Source organism: Pseudonocardia bannensis (assembly GCF_012911875.1).
In the GTDB taxonomy this organism is placed as follows: Bacteria; Actinomycetota; Actinomycetes; order Mycobacteriales; family Pseudonocardiaceae; genus Pseudonocardia; species Pseudonocardia bannensis.
Genome location: NZ_JAAXKZ010000027.1, coordinates 1 through 16,129, shown reverse-complemented (window position 1 = coordinate 16,129; position 16,129 = coordinate 1). Strand labels below are relative to the sequence as shown.

Here is a 16,129-nt window from a genome sequence, read left to right as displayed (position 1 = left end):
CCGGTTAGGGTGGCGCCGTGCTGCTCTCGGACGGCGACCTGCGCAAGGAGATCGACGCGGGGCGTCTGGTGCTCGACCCGTGGGAGCCGGCGATGCTCCAGCCCTCCAGCATCGACGTGCGACTGGACCGCTTCTTCCGGGTGTTCCAGAACTCCCGCTACACCCACATCGACCCCCGCGAGCAGCAGGACGAGCTGACGACGCCGGTCGAGCCGCAGGGCGACGAGCCGTTCGTGCTGCACCCCGGCGAGTTCGTCCTCGGCTCCACGTTCGAGTCCGTCAGCCTGCCCGACGACCTCGCCGGCCGGCTGGAAGGCAAATCGAGCCTCGGCCGCCTCGGCCTGCTGACCCACTCCACGGCCGGGTTCATCGACCCCGGGTTCACCGGGCACATCACGCTCGAGCTCTCCAACGTCGCCAACCTGCCGATCACCCTGTGGCCCGGGATGAAGATCGGCCAGCTGTGCCTGTTCCGGCTGTCCAACCCCGCCGAGCGCCCCTACGGCAGCGAGGGCGTCGGCTCCCGCTACCAGGGGCAGCGGGGTCCGACGCCCTCGCGGGCCCACCTCAACTTCCACCGCGCCGACACCCGGCGCTGACGCCGCCCGCCGGCGCCGGCCGCGGGTGGACGGTCAGTGCCGCGGGTCCCAGCGGAACCGGCGGGCCGCGAGGTAGCCGAACACCACCGGCCACACCAGCAGGGCCGCCACCGCGGGCAGCAGGGCGGGCAGCCCGACCGGTCCGGCCGCCCACGTCCCGCCCTCGTAGGCGAGCTGGGTCAGCCGGCCGATCGGCGCACCGGGCACCGCGACGAGGGCCTGCCACCATCCCTGCGACGGCACGACCGCGAGCGCGGCGGCCGCGGCGAGCAGCAGGAACGTCAGGGGCAGCGTCGTGATCTGCGAGCGCTCCGGCGACGGTGTGACGACGGTCGTCGCCAGCGCCGCGGTGACCACCAGCGCCAGCCCGCCCAGCAGCGCGAGGACGAGCGGGAACGGGTCCACGGGCCACGGCGAGCCGATCACCGCATGGATGATCCCGAAGATCCCCAGCTGGACCAGGCCGATCACCACGGCGGGGGCCACCGTCGCCACCAGCAGCCCGGTGTCGGAGATCCCGCTGGTGCGCAGCCGCTTGAGCACCCGGTTGTGCCGCCGGCCCACCACCGTCTGCGTCGCGGTCACGTAGATCCCCATGGCCAGCACGATCGACAGCTGCAGGGCGACGGCCATCGCCGTCATCCCCGGCTGTGTGCTCGCGCCGAACGAGAAGGCCCAGAACACACCCACCGCCAGCGGGACCACGATCGACGACACCGCGACCGTCTTGTTGCGCAGCACCAGCCGCAGCTCGGTGCCGGCCAGGGCCAGCACGCGTCCGGCGTCAGACATGATCACTCCACCTCCGTCTCGCCGGCGCGCACCGCATGGTAGATCTCGGCCAGCGAGGCCGGTGCCGCGCGCAGTTCGGTCAGCCGCATCCCTCGATCGGCCGCCCACCCCAGGAACCCCGTCAGGTCGCGCTGCAGCTCCGTGGTCCGCACCCGGATCCGGGTGCCGTCGTCGACGGGCTCGCGCTCGACGGTTCCGGACACCGCCGGGAGCTCCCCCGCACCCCCGGGCACGATCGCCGAGAACCCCGCGGGCCGGCTCGCGAGGATCTCGCCCAGCGAGCCCTGCACCGCTACCCGCCCCGCGTGCATGATCGCCACCCGGTCGGCCAGCGCCTCGGCCTCCTCCAGGTAGTGCGTCGTCAGCACGACCGTGCGTCCGGCCTCCTGCAGCTCCTGGATGGCGTCCCAGGTGCGCCGCCGCGACTCCGGGTCCAGCCCGGTGGTGGGCTCGTCCAGGATCACCAGCTCCGGCGACCCCCACACCGCCATCGCCAGATCCAGGCGGCGCTTCTCCCCGCCGGACAGCTTCCCGACCGCGACGTCGCGGCGCGCGGTGAGCTCGAACCGCTCCAGCAGCCGCTCGGGCCGGTCCGTGCGGTCGACCATCCGCTGCCACAGCCGCAGCGTCTCCGCCACGGTGAGCTCGTCGACGAACCCGCCCTCCTGCAGCTGCACGCCCATCCGCTCGCGGAGCGCGCCGCGTTGGGTGGCCGGGTCCAGCCCGAGCACCCGCACGCTGCCACCGCTGCGCTGCCCGAAGCCCTCCAGGACCTCCAGCGTCGTCGTCTTGCCGGCACCGTTCGTCCCGAGCAGCGCGAAGATCTCGCCGCGCCGGACCTCCAGGTCGATGCCCCGGACCGCCTCGAAGTCGCCGTAGTGCACGTGCAGGTCGCGCACCTCGATGGCCGGCGCCGCCCGCGGCCCGGACTCCCGGTCGGTCGCGGCGGGCCCCGCCGCGTGGGTGGTCGTCCGTGTCATGGCGGCAAGCCTGCCGGTCGCCGCGGTGACTCCGGTAGTCGCGGGGGTCACCGGTGCCGCTGACAACCGCACGGGCCCCGATGACAACTGTCATGAGCGTCCCGGAGCCGTCCCGCCGGTCGGTTACGGTCTCGGCGTGGACACCACGCCGCCGGCCGGAGCCGACGAGCGCAAGCTGCGCGCGGCCCGCCGGTTCGGCCGCATCGGCCTGGTGATCACCGTGCTGTGGCTGCTGACGGTCCCCGCGTTCGTGGTCTGGACCGGGCTGCCCGAGGCGGCCTTCAGCTGGCCGCTGTTCGCCCTCTACCTCGCGGCGCTCGGCCTGCACGTCTGGCGCATCCGCGAGCACGTGTCCTCGCTCGGCCGCCGCGCCTCGGCGCCGTTCATGGCGGCCGCCGCGGCCGTCGCGCTGGCGATCGCGCTGCTCGGGCTGGCCTCGAGCTGGGCCGGCTGGATCTGGGCCCTCGTCTCGGGGGTGCTGCTCGGCGACATCGTCTCCGGGCTGCGGGCCCGCTGGATCGTGGCCTGGGTCGCTGCCGGGACCGCCGCCGTGCTCGGCCTCGGGCTCCTGGTCGGCGCCAGCGTCGACCACGGGGTCCCGCTTCCGCTGTGGCTCGGGCCGGCGGTCGCCACGTTCTACGTCGCCTCGATGTGGGTGCTCGACGTCGAGCGGCTGTGGTGGCTCAAGGCCGTCACCGACCTCGACGACTCCCGCCGCGCCGCGGCCGAGCTCGCCACCGCCCGCGAGCGGCTCCGGCTGGCCGACGACCTGCACGACATCCTCGGCCACGCCCTCGAGGTGGTCGCGTTCAAGAGCGAGCTGGCCACCCGGTTGCTGTCCGTCGACGGCGAGCGGGCGCGCGCCGAGATGGAGGAGGTGTAGCGGGTGGCCCGGCAGTCGCTCGACGAGGTCCGGGCGCTGGTCCGCGACACCCGCTCCACCGACCTCGTCACCGAGCTGGCCGGGGCCCGTGCCGTGCTGGACTCGGCCGGGGTCGTGCTGACCGTGCGGGGCGACCCGGAGACGGTCGGCGCAGGCGCCCGCAACGTGCTCGGCCGGGTCCTGCGGGAGGCCATGACCAACGTCCTCCGGCACGCCGAACCCAGCCACTGCACGATCGAGATCGAGGTGGCCGGCGGCGGCGCGCGGCTGCAGGTCGTCAACGACGGCGCGCTGCCGGCCAACGGCGCCGATCCTGGGACCGGGCTGGCCGCGCTCAGCCGCTACCTCGACGAGCACGCCGGGCGCCTGGACGCCGGACCCGGGCCGGGAGGCACGTTCCGCCTCGACGCCGTGCTGCCCGGAGCCGCCCGGTGAGCTCGCCGGAGAACCCGACGATCCGCCTGGTGCTGGCCGACGACGAGTCGCTCACCCGAGGCGCGGTCGGCGCGCTGCTCGGACTCGAACCCGACCTCGTGGTGGTCGGCGAGGCCGCCACCGGGGACGAGGCCGTCGACGCGGTGCGGGAGCACCGCCCCGACATCGCCGTCCTGGACGTCGAGATGCCCGGCCGTGACGGCGCCGAGGTCGCCCAGTGGGTCGCCGCCCACCAGCCCGGCACCCGCTGCATCATCCTGACCCGGCACGCCCGGCCCGGGGTGCTGCGCCGGGCGCTCGCCGCGGGGGCCGCCGGGTTCGTCGCCAAGAGCGCACCGGCGACCCTCCTCGCCGACGTGATCCGCCGGGTGCACCGCGGCGGCCGCTACGTCGACCCCGACCTCGCGATGACGGCGCTGACCACCGAGGACTGCCCGCTCACCGACCGCGAACTCGAGGTGCTGCGCACCGTGGACGCCGCCGGGGCCGGTGGGACGGCCGCGGACATCGCCCGCCGCGTGCACCTGTCGCCCGGCACCGTCCGCAACTACCTGTCGTCGGCGATGCAGAAGCTCGGCGCCGGGAACCGCTCGGACGCGGTCCGGCACGCCCGCGACCACGGCTGGTTGTGAGCCAGCGCGTCCCGCTCCGATTGCGGCCCGGGCGGTGATCGGATCAGTACTGTGACCGGCGATGGAGCCGCCCCGGACGCCACCGAACCCGCCGAACCTGCCCGCGGTGCCGGACCCGCCACCGGAGTCGCGTCGGTCGCCGGCCCCGCCGGCCCCGCTGCCGCCGCGGTACGAACCGCCGCCGCAGCAGCCGCCCCGCTACCCGCCGCCGCAGCACCGGCCGCCCAGCCCGTGGGCCCGGCTGCGGCTGCGCAGCCGGCGCGGCGCCGTCGGGCTGGGCCTCGCCGCGGCCGCCCTGCTGCTGCTCCCCTTCCTCGACGACCCCGGACGCTGGTGGGCCCCGGTCGGGCTGGGGCTCGGCACGCTCGTGCTGCTCCACCTGCTGCGGCTCGACCGGCTGCTCCGGGGCTGGGCGCCGCACCTGGCCGGCCTGGTGCTGGTCGTCGCGCTCGTCCAGGCCACCCGGGAGAACCCCTGGGCCTGGGCGTTCGCGGCGAGCATCGCCGTGGTGGTCGCCGGGCTGCTCCGGCTCCCGCGCTGGCAGGTGCTCGCGGCCGGCGGGGTGCTCCTGGTGGTCTCGGTGGTCGGCTACTCGTTCCGTGCCGCCGAGGTGGCGCAGCGCCAGGATCAGATCGCGGCCCAGGCCGGGCAGGTGGCCAAGAGCGGACAGGGTGAGCGGAACCCGAACCGGGTGCTGCCGGCCCTGCTGGAGGCTCTCGCCGAGAAGCAGCAGGTGGTCTTCTGCGGGCTGCTCCGCAGCCCGGCCACCGAACAGGTCGCCGCCGCGACCGGCGCCCCGGACTGCGCGGGCGCGTTCGCGGCGCTCAGCGCCCGGGTGACCGCGCCGTCCGGCTACGCCGACGCCGTCGTGCCCGCCCCGGTCCAGCGCGGTGAGCGGAGCTGGACGGCGGACGGCTGCCGACTGAGCTGGCCGGGCGGGGAAGACGCCGGCCCGCAGCTCGGCCGGCTGCAGATCGGGGAGACCTCCCCGATGCGCAGCTACGTCGTCACCGGGTACCAGCCGTGCTGAGCTGAGTCCCCGGGAACGACCGCGGGGGGCCGCGCCGAGCGCGACCCCCCGCAATCCGTACCGCGATGTCAGCTGTGCGCTTCCTGCTCCGACTCCTCGGCGGCCGCCGGAGCGGAGCCGGTGGTGGAGCCGTTGCCCGAGCCGTCGCCGCGCTTGACCGCGGCGAGCAGCATCTGGGCGACATCCTGCACCTGGACGTTCTCCCCGAGACCGCCGGACTGCTTCTCGGTCAGGCCGTCGGAGATCATCGTCTTGCAGAACGGGCAGCCCACCGCGATGGTGCCACCCGCGGACGCGCCGTCCGACCCGGCCGCGCCGGACAGGGTCTCCAGCGCCTCCTCGGTGCGGTTGACGTTGACCCGCTGCCCGATGCGCTCCTCCATCCACATCCGCGCACCGCCCGCGCCACAGCACATGGAGCGGTCGGCGTGCCGCGGCATCTCGGTGAGCTTCGCGCCCGCCGCGCCGACGAGCTCGCGCGGCTCCTCGTAGATCTCGTTGTGCCGGCCCAGGTAGCACGGGTCGTGGTAGGTGACCGGTGCCGCCTTGTCCGCGGCCGGCTCCGCGACCGGGACGAGCTTGCCCTCGCGGACCAGCTTGTTCAGCAGCTGGGTGTGGTGCACGACCTCGTAGTGCCCGTCGAGCTGCGGGTACTCCCGGCCCAGGGTGTTGAGGCAGTGCGGGCAGGTGGTGACGATCTTGCGGGTGCCCGGTTCGCGGCCCTCGAACACCGAGTTCAGGATCTCGACGTTCTGCTGGGCCAGCATCTGGAACAGGAACTCGTTGCCCGAGCGGCGCGCCGGGTCACCGGTGCAGGACTCCTCCGGGCCGAGGACCGTGTAGCCCACACCGGCCCGGTGCAGCAGCTCCGCGGTGGCCTTCACGGTCTTCTTGGCGTTGTCGTCGAACGCGCCGGCACAACCGACCCAGAACAGGTACTCGGTGTCGGCCGACAGCTCGCCGTCGAACACCGGGACCTCGAAGTCCAGGCCCTTGGTCCAGTCCAGCCGCTCCTTGGCGTTCTGGCCCCACGGGTTGCCCTTGTTCTCCAGGTTGCGGAACAGCACGCCCAGCTCGGACGGGAACTCCGACTCGATCATGACCTGGTGGCGGCGCATGTCGATGATGTGGTCGACGTGCTCGATGTCCACCGGGCACTGCTCCACGCACGCCCCGCAGCTGGTGCAGGACCACAGCACGTCGGGGTCGATGACCCCGCCCTGCTCGGCGGTGCCCACCAGCGGGCGCAGCGCCTGCTCCGGGCCCGACCCGCGGACCCGCTCGAACCCGGACTCGGGAACGCCGTGGTGCCCGTTGTTGCCCGCGGCGGTGGCGGCGAGGACGTCGAAGTCGACCGCGCCCTCCTCCGGCATGTCCTTGGTGCCGAGCATGTAGGGCGCCTTCGCGAACATGTGGTCGCGCAGGTCCATGATCACGAGCTTCGGGGACAGCGGCTTGCCGGTGTTCCACGCCGGGCACTGACTCTGGCAGCGACCGCACTCGGTGCAGGTCGCGAAGTCGAGCATGCCCTTCCAGGTGAAGTCCTCGATCTTGCCGCGGCCGAACGTGTCGTCCTCGCCCGGGTCCTCGAAGTCGATCGGTTTGCCGTTCGACTCCATCGGCAGCAGCGGGCCCAGTGCCTTCGGCAGCCGCTTGCCCGCGACGTTGATCGGCGCGGTGAAGATGTGCAGGTGCTTCGAGTAGGCGACGATGACCAGGAAGACCAGCATCACGCCGATGTGCAGCAGCAGCCCGACGCTCTCCAGGATGCTCAGCGTCGGCTCGCTCAGCCCGGACATCAGGTTGCCGACCCCGATCGAGGCCCAGGCCCCGGACTCGTAGGGCAGCAGGCCCAGCGCGGACGCCGCGCCGCGGAACAGGAACATCGTCCACAGCACGTTGAAGATCATGAACAGGATGACCCACGCGCCACCGGTGTGCGAGCCGTAGAACCGTGACGCCCGCGCCTTGCGCTCCGGGGCGTTGCGGATCCGGATCACCGAGAACACGGCGAGCGAGATCAGCGCCAGGACCGCGATGGTGTCCTGCAGGAAGCCCAGCACCGCCCAGCGGCCGATGAGCGGGATGTGGAAGTCGTGGTCGAACAGCACCCCGTAGGCCTCGATGTAGACCGTGGCCAGGATGAAGAACGCCCACATCGTGAAGAAGTGCGCCAGGCCGGGCACCGACCACTTCAGCAGCTTGCGCTGCCCGAAGACCTCGACGAACTGGGCTTTGATCCGCTCGTTGAGCCGATCCTTGCGATCGTTCGCGGGCTGTCCGGACTTGATCAGATTGTAGATCTGGAGGGCCCGACGGCCGGCGATCGCCACGGCGATCACCGTTATCGCCAGGCCGATGACCAGTCTCACAACCACGAGTTCCTCCCTGAACTACAGGCTTTTCGCGTGTGGTGGGACGCGAATGCACTTGCGCAGCAGGGTAAACCGCCTACCCCGACCACGACCCAGCGCGTACCGGTTGATCATCTACCTACTTACCAGCGAGTAACTAGATGACCGGTGAGTGACACTAGCCCGCCAACGCCCTGGTTGTGGCCTCGATGTGGTGCAGCGTGTATCACGCTCGCCCGAACGCACCGCCCGCGGCCCGGAGGCGTTGAGCCCTGACGGTGGAGCGCCACAAGGGGGCCCGTACTCCGTTCCATGAACCGCCCGTGAGCGTCGGCCGAACCTCTTGCAAACCCTGTCACTCAGACGGATGAGACCGTCGCGCTCTGTGTCACCTGGCGTCTGCTCAACGGGCGTTTCTACTACTATCCCCCTGGTCAACATGGTCTACTCGACGCCGGACGCGGGGCCGAGGATCGGGTCGGCTGTCCACCAGCCCGAGGGGGCCCGGTCACGTCGCCTCGGGGCCGGTCGCGCCCGCGAGAAGGAGCCGTCATGACCGCACCGGAGTCTCTGTCACTCTGGTATGCGCAAAATCTGACGACCAACGGCTTGCAGGGCTGGATCCAGAGCAACATCGTGCCCCTGATCCTGCTGGGCATCGCGATCATCCTGCTCTGGATCGGCGGCCGTGGGGACAACGCCGGTGTCGCCCGGCGCAGCGTCGGGCTGCTCGTCGGCCTGGTCGCCCTCGGGGTGGCCGTGTCCGGGACGGGGCCCGAAGTGGGCGCCTTCCTCGCCAGCCTCATCACCGGGTGATCGGGTGCTCGTCCGTACCGACGACGAGGTGTACCGGGTCGACGCCGTCTGGCTGGGCCCGCCCCGGGCGACCTTCCCGTGGCGAGCCCGCTACGTGAGCTACGGCCTCGGCCTGTTCGTCATGATCTTCGTGATGTTCGTCCAGCGACGGCTCGGGATCGGACTCGACTTCTTCTCCGTCGCCTGGGCGCTCATCGCGACCGTCGTCATCACCCGCTTCCTCGGCAAGCGCATCGACTACGAGCGCCCGATGGGCCAGGTCGTCGAGTTGTTCTGGCACGAGGTGACCGGTCCCCGCCGCCGGACCGCGGTGGCGGGCGGCCCGGTCCGGTCCGGGCACGTCAAGGTGCGCGTCGCGGCGGCCCGGGGCCTCGCGCCGGGCGGGCGGCCGGCGCCCTGGACCGGTGGCGCCCGGAAGGGGTCGTGGCGTGCCCGGTCGTGACAAGCGGCCCGAGGCCGCGTCCGCCGAGCAGCCCCGTGAGCGACGCCGGCGCGGACGAGCCCTCGCGGGCGAATCCGGGCTGCCCCGCTACGTCCCGGACATCGCGCTGCGCGCGATCGACGGCCACCTGACGCGCACCGGCACGCAGGTCATGGCGTGGTACCGGCTCGCCGCGCAGGCCTGGAGCTTCCGCAGCGACTCCCAGCGCGAGATCCTCATCCGCCAGATCGCCTCCCAGCTCGGCGAGCTGCAGGGCCGCTGGCTGCACCTGCGCGTCACCACCCGGCCCTACCCGGTGCACATGTGGGCCGAGTCCTTCGACCACAACGCGCTCGGCCGGATGCCCGACGTGGCCGGGGCGCTGGGCTGGGACGGCTTCCTCGAGGGCGAGCAGCGCCACCTCATGGGCCTGTCGATGTCGGACAAGGAGGTCTTCCTCGGCATCGAGGTCTCCGGGCGCAGCGTGCTCGACCGCTGGGTGGACATGGCGGCACCGATCCTCGGCAGGGTCGCGCCCGCCGCGGTGCGCGCGGAGCTTGCCGCGCTGGAGTCGGAGATCAACCACCTCGACGTCCTGGTCGCGGGCAGCGGGCTCGACGCGGTCCCGGCCACCGCCGAGGACATCGCCTGGCTTATGCACCGGTCCTGCGGGCTGGGGCTGCCCGCCCCGCGCACGCTGTCCGCCGTGCCGGGAGGCACCGGCCGGTGGGAGACCGAGGACCTGGCCGCGTTCACCGACGGCGTCGACATGTACCAGGAGCCCTACGCACCCACGGTCCAGGTCGTGGGGCGGCTGCGTTCGCAGACCGTCCGACGCAACGTCGCGGTGCTCTCCGTGGGGTTGATGGAGGGGTTGCGCATCCCCGAGGTCGACGACCCGTGGATGCAGCACTCCGACCGGCTGCCGTTCCCCGTCGAGTGGTCGGCGCGGATCTACGTCCGGCGACCCGAGGACGTCACCGGGGAACTGCAGCGCCAGATGGGCAAGGTGCGCAGCCAGATCCGGCACTACACGCACGACCACGACCTCGACCCCCCGATGTCGCTGGCCCGCCAGGCCGACCGGGTACTGGAGATCGAGGACGAGGTCACCAGCGGGCTGACCCAGCTCAACACCCGGCTCTACGGCTGGTGGCGCATCGCCGTCGCCGGTCGCGACGAGGCCGAGGCGATCACCCGGGCGCAGCAGGTGCTCGACGTCTACCGGCCGAAGGTGCAGATCGAGCACCCGGAGGCGCAGTACCGCTACGCGCGGGAGTTCATCCCCGGCGAGCCGCTGGCCTCGACGGCCTACCGCCGCCGGGGGTCGGTGACCTGGGCCGCGGCCGCGGTGCCCGCCGCCACCGCGAGCGTCGGCGACCGGCGCGGGATCATGCTGGGCGAGACCTGCACGGCGACCCGCCGGCCGGTGGCCTGGGACCCCTGGCTGGCACAGGAGGTCCGGCGCGCGTCCGGGCTCACCGCGGTGGTCGGCGGCCTCGGGTCCGGCAAGTCGTTCCTCACCGGGCTGATCGTCTACAAGACGCTCCGCGCCGGCGCCCGGTGGACCGTGCTCGACCCGTCGGGGCCGCTCGCCGAGCTGACCCGGCTGCCCGAGCTGGCGCCGTTCTCCCGGCACATCAACCTGCTGCGGGCCGATCCGGGCATCCTCAACCCGTACCGGGTGGTCGCCGAGCCGCGCCCTGAACACTTCGCCGACGAGGAGGACCCCGAGCGGGCGTGGCGCCGCGAGCGCTCGCTCGCCGCGGCCACCCGGCGCCGGCTCATCCTCGACGTGCTCACCGGGCTGCTGCCCTACGACGTGTCCCGGCTGCCGCACACCCGGATCGTGCTGCTGCGCGCGGTCCGCGAGGTGGGCGGCGCCGCCGACCGGCACCCCGGGCAGGTCATCGACGCGCTGCGCCGGCACGCCCGCGACGGCGAGGAGCACTCGGGCGTCGTCGCCGACTTCCTCGAGGAGCGCCGCGAACTCCCCCAGGCCGCGCTGCTGTTCCCGGACGCCTCCCGGGAGGACCCCTGGCACGCCGACCGGGACTACCGGCTGACGGTGCTCACGATGCAGGGCATGACGCTGCCGCGGCCCGGCAGCCCGCGCGAGGAGTGGACCGACGGCGAGTCGCTCGCGGTGGAGTTGCTCAACCTCGCGAGCTGGCTCACCCAGCGCACCATCTACGACGCCGACCGGAACCTGCGCAAGGGCGTCGCGCTCGACGAGACGCACTTCCTCTCGCAGGTCCCCACGGGCAAGGTGCTGATCGACCGGCTGGCCCGCGACTCCCGGAAGTTCAACGTGCGGGCGCTCTTCGCGTCCCAGCTCGCCGGCGACCTGCTGCGGGTCTCCGGCTTCGCGTCGCTGGTCAACGCCGTGTTCGTCGGGCGCACCGACGACGAGGAGGCGCAGGCCGAGGCGCTGCGGCTGCTGCGGGTCCCCACGGGCGTGGGCTACGAGCAGATGCTCGGCACGCTCTCGCCCCGGCCGCGCCACGACGACCGGCCCGACGACACCCCCCGCCAGTTCGTCTTCGCCGACGGGCACGGCGGCGTGGAGAAGATCCGCATCGACCTCGAGGCGCCGCATCTCGAGCACGTCCGCGAGGCCCTGGACACCAACCCCGACGCCAGCCGGGTCTCCGCCCGCGGTGTGCCGGTCGCGGCCGGTGCCGCGGAGGTACGCGCACCGGACGAGCCTGCCGCCGCCCTGGGCGCGGGCGGCCGGCTCGACCTCGACGCCGACGGGGATCTCGCGCCGGTGAACGGCCGCAACGGGCACCACAACGGGAACCGGCGTCCCGGCGCGTACGGGGTCGGGCCGCGCCGCGACGACGAGGTGCTCACCGGGCGCGGTGCGGTGCGTGCCGAGCCGGTCCCGGTCGTCCCGATGGACGCCGAACTGCTCGACGACGAGGAACTCGACCTGCTGGGCGATCTCGACGACGACCTGATGGACGACCTGGCGGACGGCGACCCGGAACCGGACCCGGACGGCGAGTCCGGTCCGGCCGGGCCGGGTTCCGGTGGGCCCGGAACGGGCCAGAGCCGGCCCGCCGGCTCCGAGGTGGGCGCGGCCGGCGAGGCCGGGCGGTGATGGCGGGCGACCTCCCGACATCCTCGGGGGCGTGGGCCGTGCTGCTCGTGCTCGGTGTCGCGCTGGTGACCGCCGTGCGCCGGCGCCGACGCGCGAGCGCCGCTGCGGCGCCCCGCCGGTCCCGCGGCCGCGCGTTCCTGATCGTGGCGGCGCTCGTCGGCGGGTCGGTGCTGCTCGGCCAGCCGGCTCTGGCGCAGCCGTTCAACTGCAAGGAGCCGCCCGAGCCGGACCGCCCCGGCACGGGTCTGGTCGGATCGCTCGACCCGCCGACGCTGAGCGCCGGGGAGCCGGGGAGCGTCTACAACGAGGTCGGCTACGCCGGGCTCGTCTGGCACAACTACGACCTCGGCTGCGCCGGCAGCGCCGTGCTCAACCCCGCGACGACGACCGACACCTGGCTGGGCAACCAGACCTTCAACGTGGCCAAGTTCGCGGTGGCCGGGGTCAACTGGTCGCACTACCTGATCGCCGACGGCGGCGAACTGCTCGCCCCGCTCGACGACCTGATCTCCGACGCCACCAAGGCCATGTACGACGCCGTGTTCACCACGTGGATCGGCCCCGCGCTGCTCGTCCTCGCGATCGTCCTGCTCGTGCTCGCGGTGCGCGGGGACCTGGCCCAGCAGGCGCAGCGGACCGGGTTCGCCGCGCTCGCGCTCATGCTGGGCTCGGCCGCCTACCTGGCCCCCATCGACTGGGCGAAGGCCGCGGACGGCCTGCTGCTCGACGGCATCACACAGATGCAGGAGGGATTCCTCGCCCAGGTCGGGCTCGGCGACCGCGACACTCTCCCCACGGTGCTGGTCGACCAGGTCGTCTACGCGAACTGGCAGCGCGGGGAGTTCGGCTCCCCGGAGGTCCCGCAGGCCCAGGAGCTGGGTCGCGACCTGCTGCGCGCCCAGACCTTCACCAAGCAGGAGGTCGCCGAGGGCCGCGACACCCCGGAGCTGGCCGAGCAGAAGAAGGCCGACTTCGCGGCACTGGCCGACCGGATGGGCGACCGGTACTCCTACTTCCAGGGCGAGTCCGGCAGCCGGGTGGGAGTCGGCGTGCTGTCGGTCGTGCAGGCCGTCTGCATCGCGCTGTTCCAGCTGCTGTCCAAGGTCCTGGTGCTCGTCGCCATGATGCTGCTGCGGCTCATCGTGATGACCGCGCCGGCGCTCGCCGTGCTCGCCGTGCTCAAGCCCGAGGTCCTGCCCGCCCTGCTCCGGGTGGCCGGCGCGGCGATCGTGAACACCCTCGTGGTGGGTGCGCTCGCCGGGTTGCACGCGCTGCTCGTCGTGTCGCTGTTCCGCCCCGAGGCGAACATCGACCTGTGGCTCGCGCTGCTCGTCACCGGTGTGGTGACCGTCGTGATGTGGGCCGTCGCGCGGCCGTTCCGGCGGCTGGTGTCGATGGTCTCGATGACCCGCGAGCAGTTCGGCGGCATCGTGCCCGGGGCCGGGACCGGGCCGATGTCGCGGGTGTGGCAACGGGTCCGCGGGGGCCCGGCGGAGGACCGCCAGGCCCGCTGGTGGGACGAGCGGCGCACCGGCGGCGTCGGGGGCGGGGACCCCGACGGGTCCCGGCCGGAGGCCGCGCCCGGTGCCGGCCCCGGCCCGGCCGGAGCCCGGGTGCCCCGGCGCCGGACCGAGGTCGAGGCGCAACCGTCCGCGGCGCTCATCCCGGCGGCCCGGCGGCCCGCGCTGCCCGCGGGCGCGGGTGGGGTCGGTGCCGGTGCGGGGGAACCGCGCTGGGCGGATCCCGGCGAGGTGGACGAGCGGGTGATCTACCGGCGGCCCGATGCCGTCCCGCTGCGACCCGGCGGCGAACGCCCGGTGCAACCGGAGCTGGTCGACGGCGTCCCGGTGTACCGCATCTACCGGCCGCGCACCGCCCAGCCGGCGTACGGCTCGGCCTCACGGAACGGCTCTGTCGCCGGGAACGGATGGGGCAGTGCCGATTAGGTCCCCGCGCGGCCGGGTCGACGCCTACCGCTCGCTGTGGCAGTGGCCGCTGCGCTCCCCGGTACGGCTGGCGATCACGGGCGTGGTCGTCGTGGCCCTCGCGGTGGGGGCCGGCGTGGCGGCGGGCGCGCTGCGGGGCACGTCCGACGATGGCCCGATGTCCCGATCCACCGCGACCGGCGGCTCGGCCACCCCGGGTCCGAGCGGCCGGTCGTCCACCGGCGCGGGCGGGACCGCGCTGCCGACCGCGTTGCCGCCGGTCACGCCGCTGGTCCCGAGCACCCTGCCGCTGTCCCAGGCGCCGCCCGCCGCGCTGCGGGTGGCCGCCGGCTGGTCGGCCGCCTGGGTCGACCACCCCGACGGGATCACCTCCGAGCAGTGGCTGGCCGGGCTGCGTCCGCTGACGACGGACGAGTACCTGGGCGTGCTCGCGAACGTCGACCCGGCCAACGTGCCGGCCGCACGGGTGACCGGGGCGCCCCGTCCGGTGAACGTCGCCCCGCGCTCGGTCCGGGTGGAGGTGCCGACCGACGCGCTGACGCTGATCGTGCTCGTCGTCGACACCGAGGACGGCTGGCGGGTCGCCGGCTACGACCGGGCCTGACCCGCGATGGGCGGAACCGGGCGGCGGCACCCCTGCGGAGGTGAGCGGCGATGAGGCCGTTGCGTCCCTTTCGCCTGCTGGTGCCCGTCGTCGCGATCGCCGCCGCGCTCGGGTTGTTCCTCGGCATCGGCCTGATCGCGTTCTCCGTCGGCGGCGGTGGCGGATCGCGGGCCTCGGGGCTGTGCGACACCGTCGGCCCCCCGGTCGGTGTCGGGCTCGGCGGACGGGCCGGGACGACCATCGGGGACCTCAGCGACGAGCAACGCGAGAACGCCGCGACGATCATCGGGGTGGCCCGGGAGATGGGCGCCCCGCCCCGGGCCTGGCTGATCGCGCTGGCCACCGCGATGCAGGAGTCGACCCTGCGCAACATCAACTACGGCGACCGGGACTCGCTCGGGCTGTTCCAGCAGCGGCCCTCGATGGGCTGGGGCTCGCCCGCCGAGGTCACCGACCCGGTCTACAGCACGACGATCTTCATCGAGCGGCTGCTGCAGGTCCCCGGCTGGGACCAGCTGCCGGTGACGGTCGCCGCGCAGACCGTGCAGCGCTCGGCGTTCCCCGACGCCTACGCCAAGTGGGAGGGGCTGGCCGCACAGCTGGTGCAGCAGCTCGCCGACGTCGCGGCCGTCCCCGAGCACTGCGGCCCGACGGCGGCGACCCTGCCCGAGGGAGCGGCCCGCACCGCCATCTCGTTCGCGCTCGGCGAGGTCGGCAAGGCCTACGTCTGGGGCGCCACCGGCCCGGACACCTACGACTGCTCGGGACTGATGCTGCGAGCGTTCCAGGCCGCGGGGATCGAGCTGCCGCGCGTGTCGCGTGATCAGTTCAACAGCGGCGGGCACGTCCCCATCGACCAGGCCCAGCCCGGCGACCTGCTGTTCTACGCGACGGATCCGTCCGACCCGTCGACCATCCACCACGTCACGCTGTACATGGGCGACGGTCAGATGGTGGAGGCGCCCTACAGCGGAGAGTCCGTTCGGGTGCAACCGGTGCCGTGGAACTATAAGGAGCTCGTGCCGCTGGCCACCCGGCCGGGAACCGCACCGAACACCGTGTGAGGCCGATCGGCAGCAGAGCACGAGCACAGCACGACCGGGAGTACGCCTGATGCCAATCGATCCCCCCGCCCCGGCGTCGACCACGCCGCTGCGGGACTACCTCGACCGCCCCGCGCCCGGCGCCACCGAGGATCACCTCGTGGTGCCCCGCTCGCTCGCCCAGTCGATGCCGCTGCGCTGGCAGCAGGTGTTCACGGGCCTGCTGGCCGACCTGCACGACGCCTACGGTGACCTGCCGTGGCCCGAGTACAAGGTCGTCCCGAGCCGGTGGGAGTCGCTCGTGGACATGGACGAGGAACAGCTCGCTGCGGCCGGCTACCTGGCCGACCTCGACTCCGACGGTGAGCTGGTCTACCGCGACAGCGCGGACAATCCCGTCGACGACCCGGCGGGCCACCGCGTGCTGGCCCCGGTCGACGACCCGCTGCCGCCCGCCTCGGCCGGCCGGGTCGAACCCCGCCCCGCCG

15 protein-coding genes are annotated in these 16,129 nt (G+C 73.5%); 12 read left to right on the top strand and 3 right to left on the bottom strand.

Going from position 1 to position 16,129, the window contains the following annotated elements; genetic code table 11:
• Positions 1-17: 17 nt before the first annotated feature.
• Positions 18-599, top strand: coding sequence for a dCTP deaminase (gene dcd, locus HF519_RS10005; protein WP_169412441.1), 582 nt, complete (start codon positions 18-20; stop codon positions 597-599).
• A 33-nt stretch (positions 600-632) separates the two neighbouring features.
• Here the strand turns inward: dcd and HF519_RS10000 are convergent, their stop codons facing one another.
• Complete coding sequence (locus HF519_RS10000) at positions 633-1,391, bottom strand: ABC transporter permease (protein WP_169412439.1); 759 nt, start codon at positions 1,389-1,391, stop codon at positions 633-635.
• 2 nt (positions 1,392-1,393) lie between these two features.
• Positions 1,394-2,371: an ABC transporter ATP-binding protein gene (locus HF519_RS09995; protein ID WP_169412437.1), complete on the bottom strand. Its 978-nt coding sequence runs from the start codon at positions 2,369-2,371 to the stop codon at positions 1,394-1,396.
• Positions 2,372-2,507: 136 nt separating this feature from the next.
• On the opposite strand from HF519_RS09995, the gene HF519_RS32795 reads away from it, so the two are divergent.
• From HF519_RS32795 to HF519_RS09975, 4 genes are all read left to right on the top strand, one after another.
• Positions 2,508-3,254 (top strand): histidine kinase, encoded by a 747-nt coding sequence (locus HF519_RS32795; RefSeq protein WP_169412435.1) that lies wholly within the window; start codon positions 2,508-2,510, stop codon positions 3,252-3,254.
• Between the two features lie 3 nt (positions 3,255-3,257).
• Positions 3,258-3,689, top strand: coding sequence for a sensor histidine kinase (locus tag HF519_RS09985; protein WP_169412433.1), 432 nt, complete (start codon positions 3,258-3,260; stop codon positions 3,687-3,689).
• On the top strand, positions 3,686-4,321 hold the full coding sequence (locus tag HF519_RS09980) for a response regulator transcription factor (RefSeq protein ID WP_312860025.1): 636 nt from the start codon (positions 3,686-3,688) through the stop codon (positions 4,319-4,321). Before HF519_RS09985 ends, HF519_RS09980 begins: the two co-directional genes overlap by 4 nt.
• A gap of 61 nt (positions 4,322-4,382) precedes the next feature.
• Positions 4,383-5,351 carry a hypothetical protein gene (locus HF519_RS09975; protein WP_169412431.1) on the top strand — a complete coding sequence of 323 codons (969 nt, stop codon included), beginning with the start codon at positions 4,383-4,385 and terminating at the stop codon, positions 5,349-5,351.
• Positions 5,352-5,419: 68 nt separating this feature from the next.
• Here the strand turns inward: HF519_RS09975 and HF519_RS09970 are convergent, their stop codons facing one another.
• Positions 5,420-7,729 carry a (Fe-S)-binding protein gene (locus HF519_RS09970; RefSeq protein WP_169412429.1) on the bottom strand — a complete coding sequence of 770 codons (2,310 nt, stop codon included), beginning with the start codon at positions 7,727-7,729 and terminating at the stop codon, positions 5,420-5,422.
• A gap of 528 nt (positions 7,730-8,257) precedes the next feature.
• Between HF519_RS09970 and HF519_RS09965 the strand changes: the two genes are divergently transcribed.
• From HF519_RS09965 to HF519_RS09935, 7 genes are all read left to right on the top strand, one after another.
• Complete coding sequence (locus HF519_RS09965; RefSeq protein ID WP_169412427.1) at positions 8,258-8,521, top strand: hypothetical protein; 264 nt, start codon at positions 8,258-8,260, stop codon at positions 8,519-8,521.
• Between the two features lie 4 nt (positions 8,522-8,525).
• On the top strand, positions 8,526-8,963 hold the full coding sequence (locus tag HF519_RS09960) for a hypothetical protein (RefSeq protein WP_169412425.1): 438 nt from the start codon (positions 8,526-8,528) through the stop codon (positions 8,961-8,963).
• Complete coding sequence (locus HF519_RS09955; RefSeq protein ID WP_169412424.1) at positions 8,950-12,048, top strand: ATP-binding protein; 3,099 nt, start codon at positions 8,950-8,952, stop codon at positions 12,046-12,048. The genes HF519_RS09960 and HF519_RS09955 overlap by 14 nt, the downstream gene beginning before the upstream one ends.
• On the top strand, positions 12,048-13,994 hold the full coding sequence (locus tag HF519_RS09950) for a hypothetical protein (protein ID WP_169412422.1): 1,947 nt from the start codon (positions 12,048-12,050) through the stop codon (positions 13,992-13,994). Before HF519_RS09955 ends, HF519_RS09950 begins: the two co-directional genes overlap by 1 nt.
• Entirely contained in the window at positions 13,984-14,598 is a 615-nt protein-coding gene (locus HF519_RS09945) for a hypothetical protein (protein ID WP_169412420.1), read from the top strand. The genes HF519_RS09950 and HF519_RS09945 overlap by 11 nt, the downstream gene beginning before the upstream one ends.
• 50 nt (positions 14,599-14,648) lie before the next feature.
• The gene (locus tag HF519_RS09940) at positions 14,649-15,662 is read left to right on the top strand and encodes a C40 family peptidase (RefSeq protein ID WP_169412418.1); all 1,014 of its coding nucleotides are present in this window, start codon (positions 14,649-14,651) and stop codon (positions 15,660-15,662) included.
• Between the two features lie 49 nt (positions 15,663-15,711).
• A partial coding sequence (locus HF519_RS09935) for a hypothetical protein (protein WP_211169813.1) occupies positions 15,712-16,129 on the top strand: 418 nt, incomplete at its 3' end.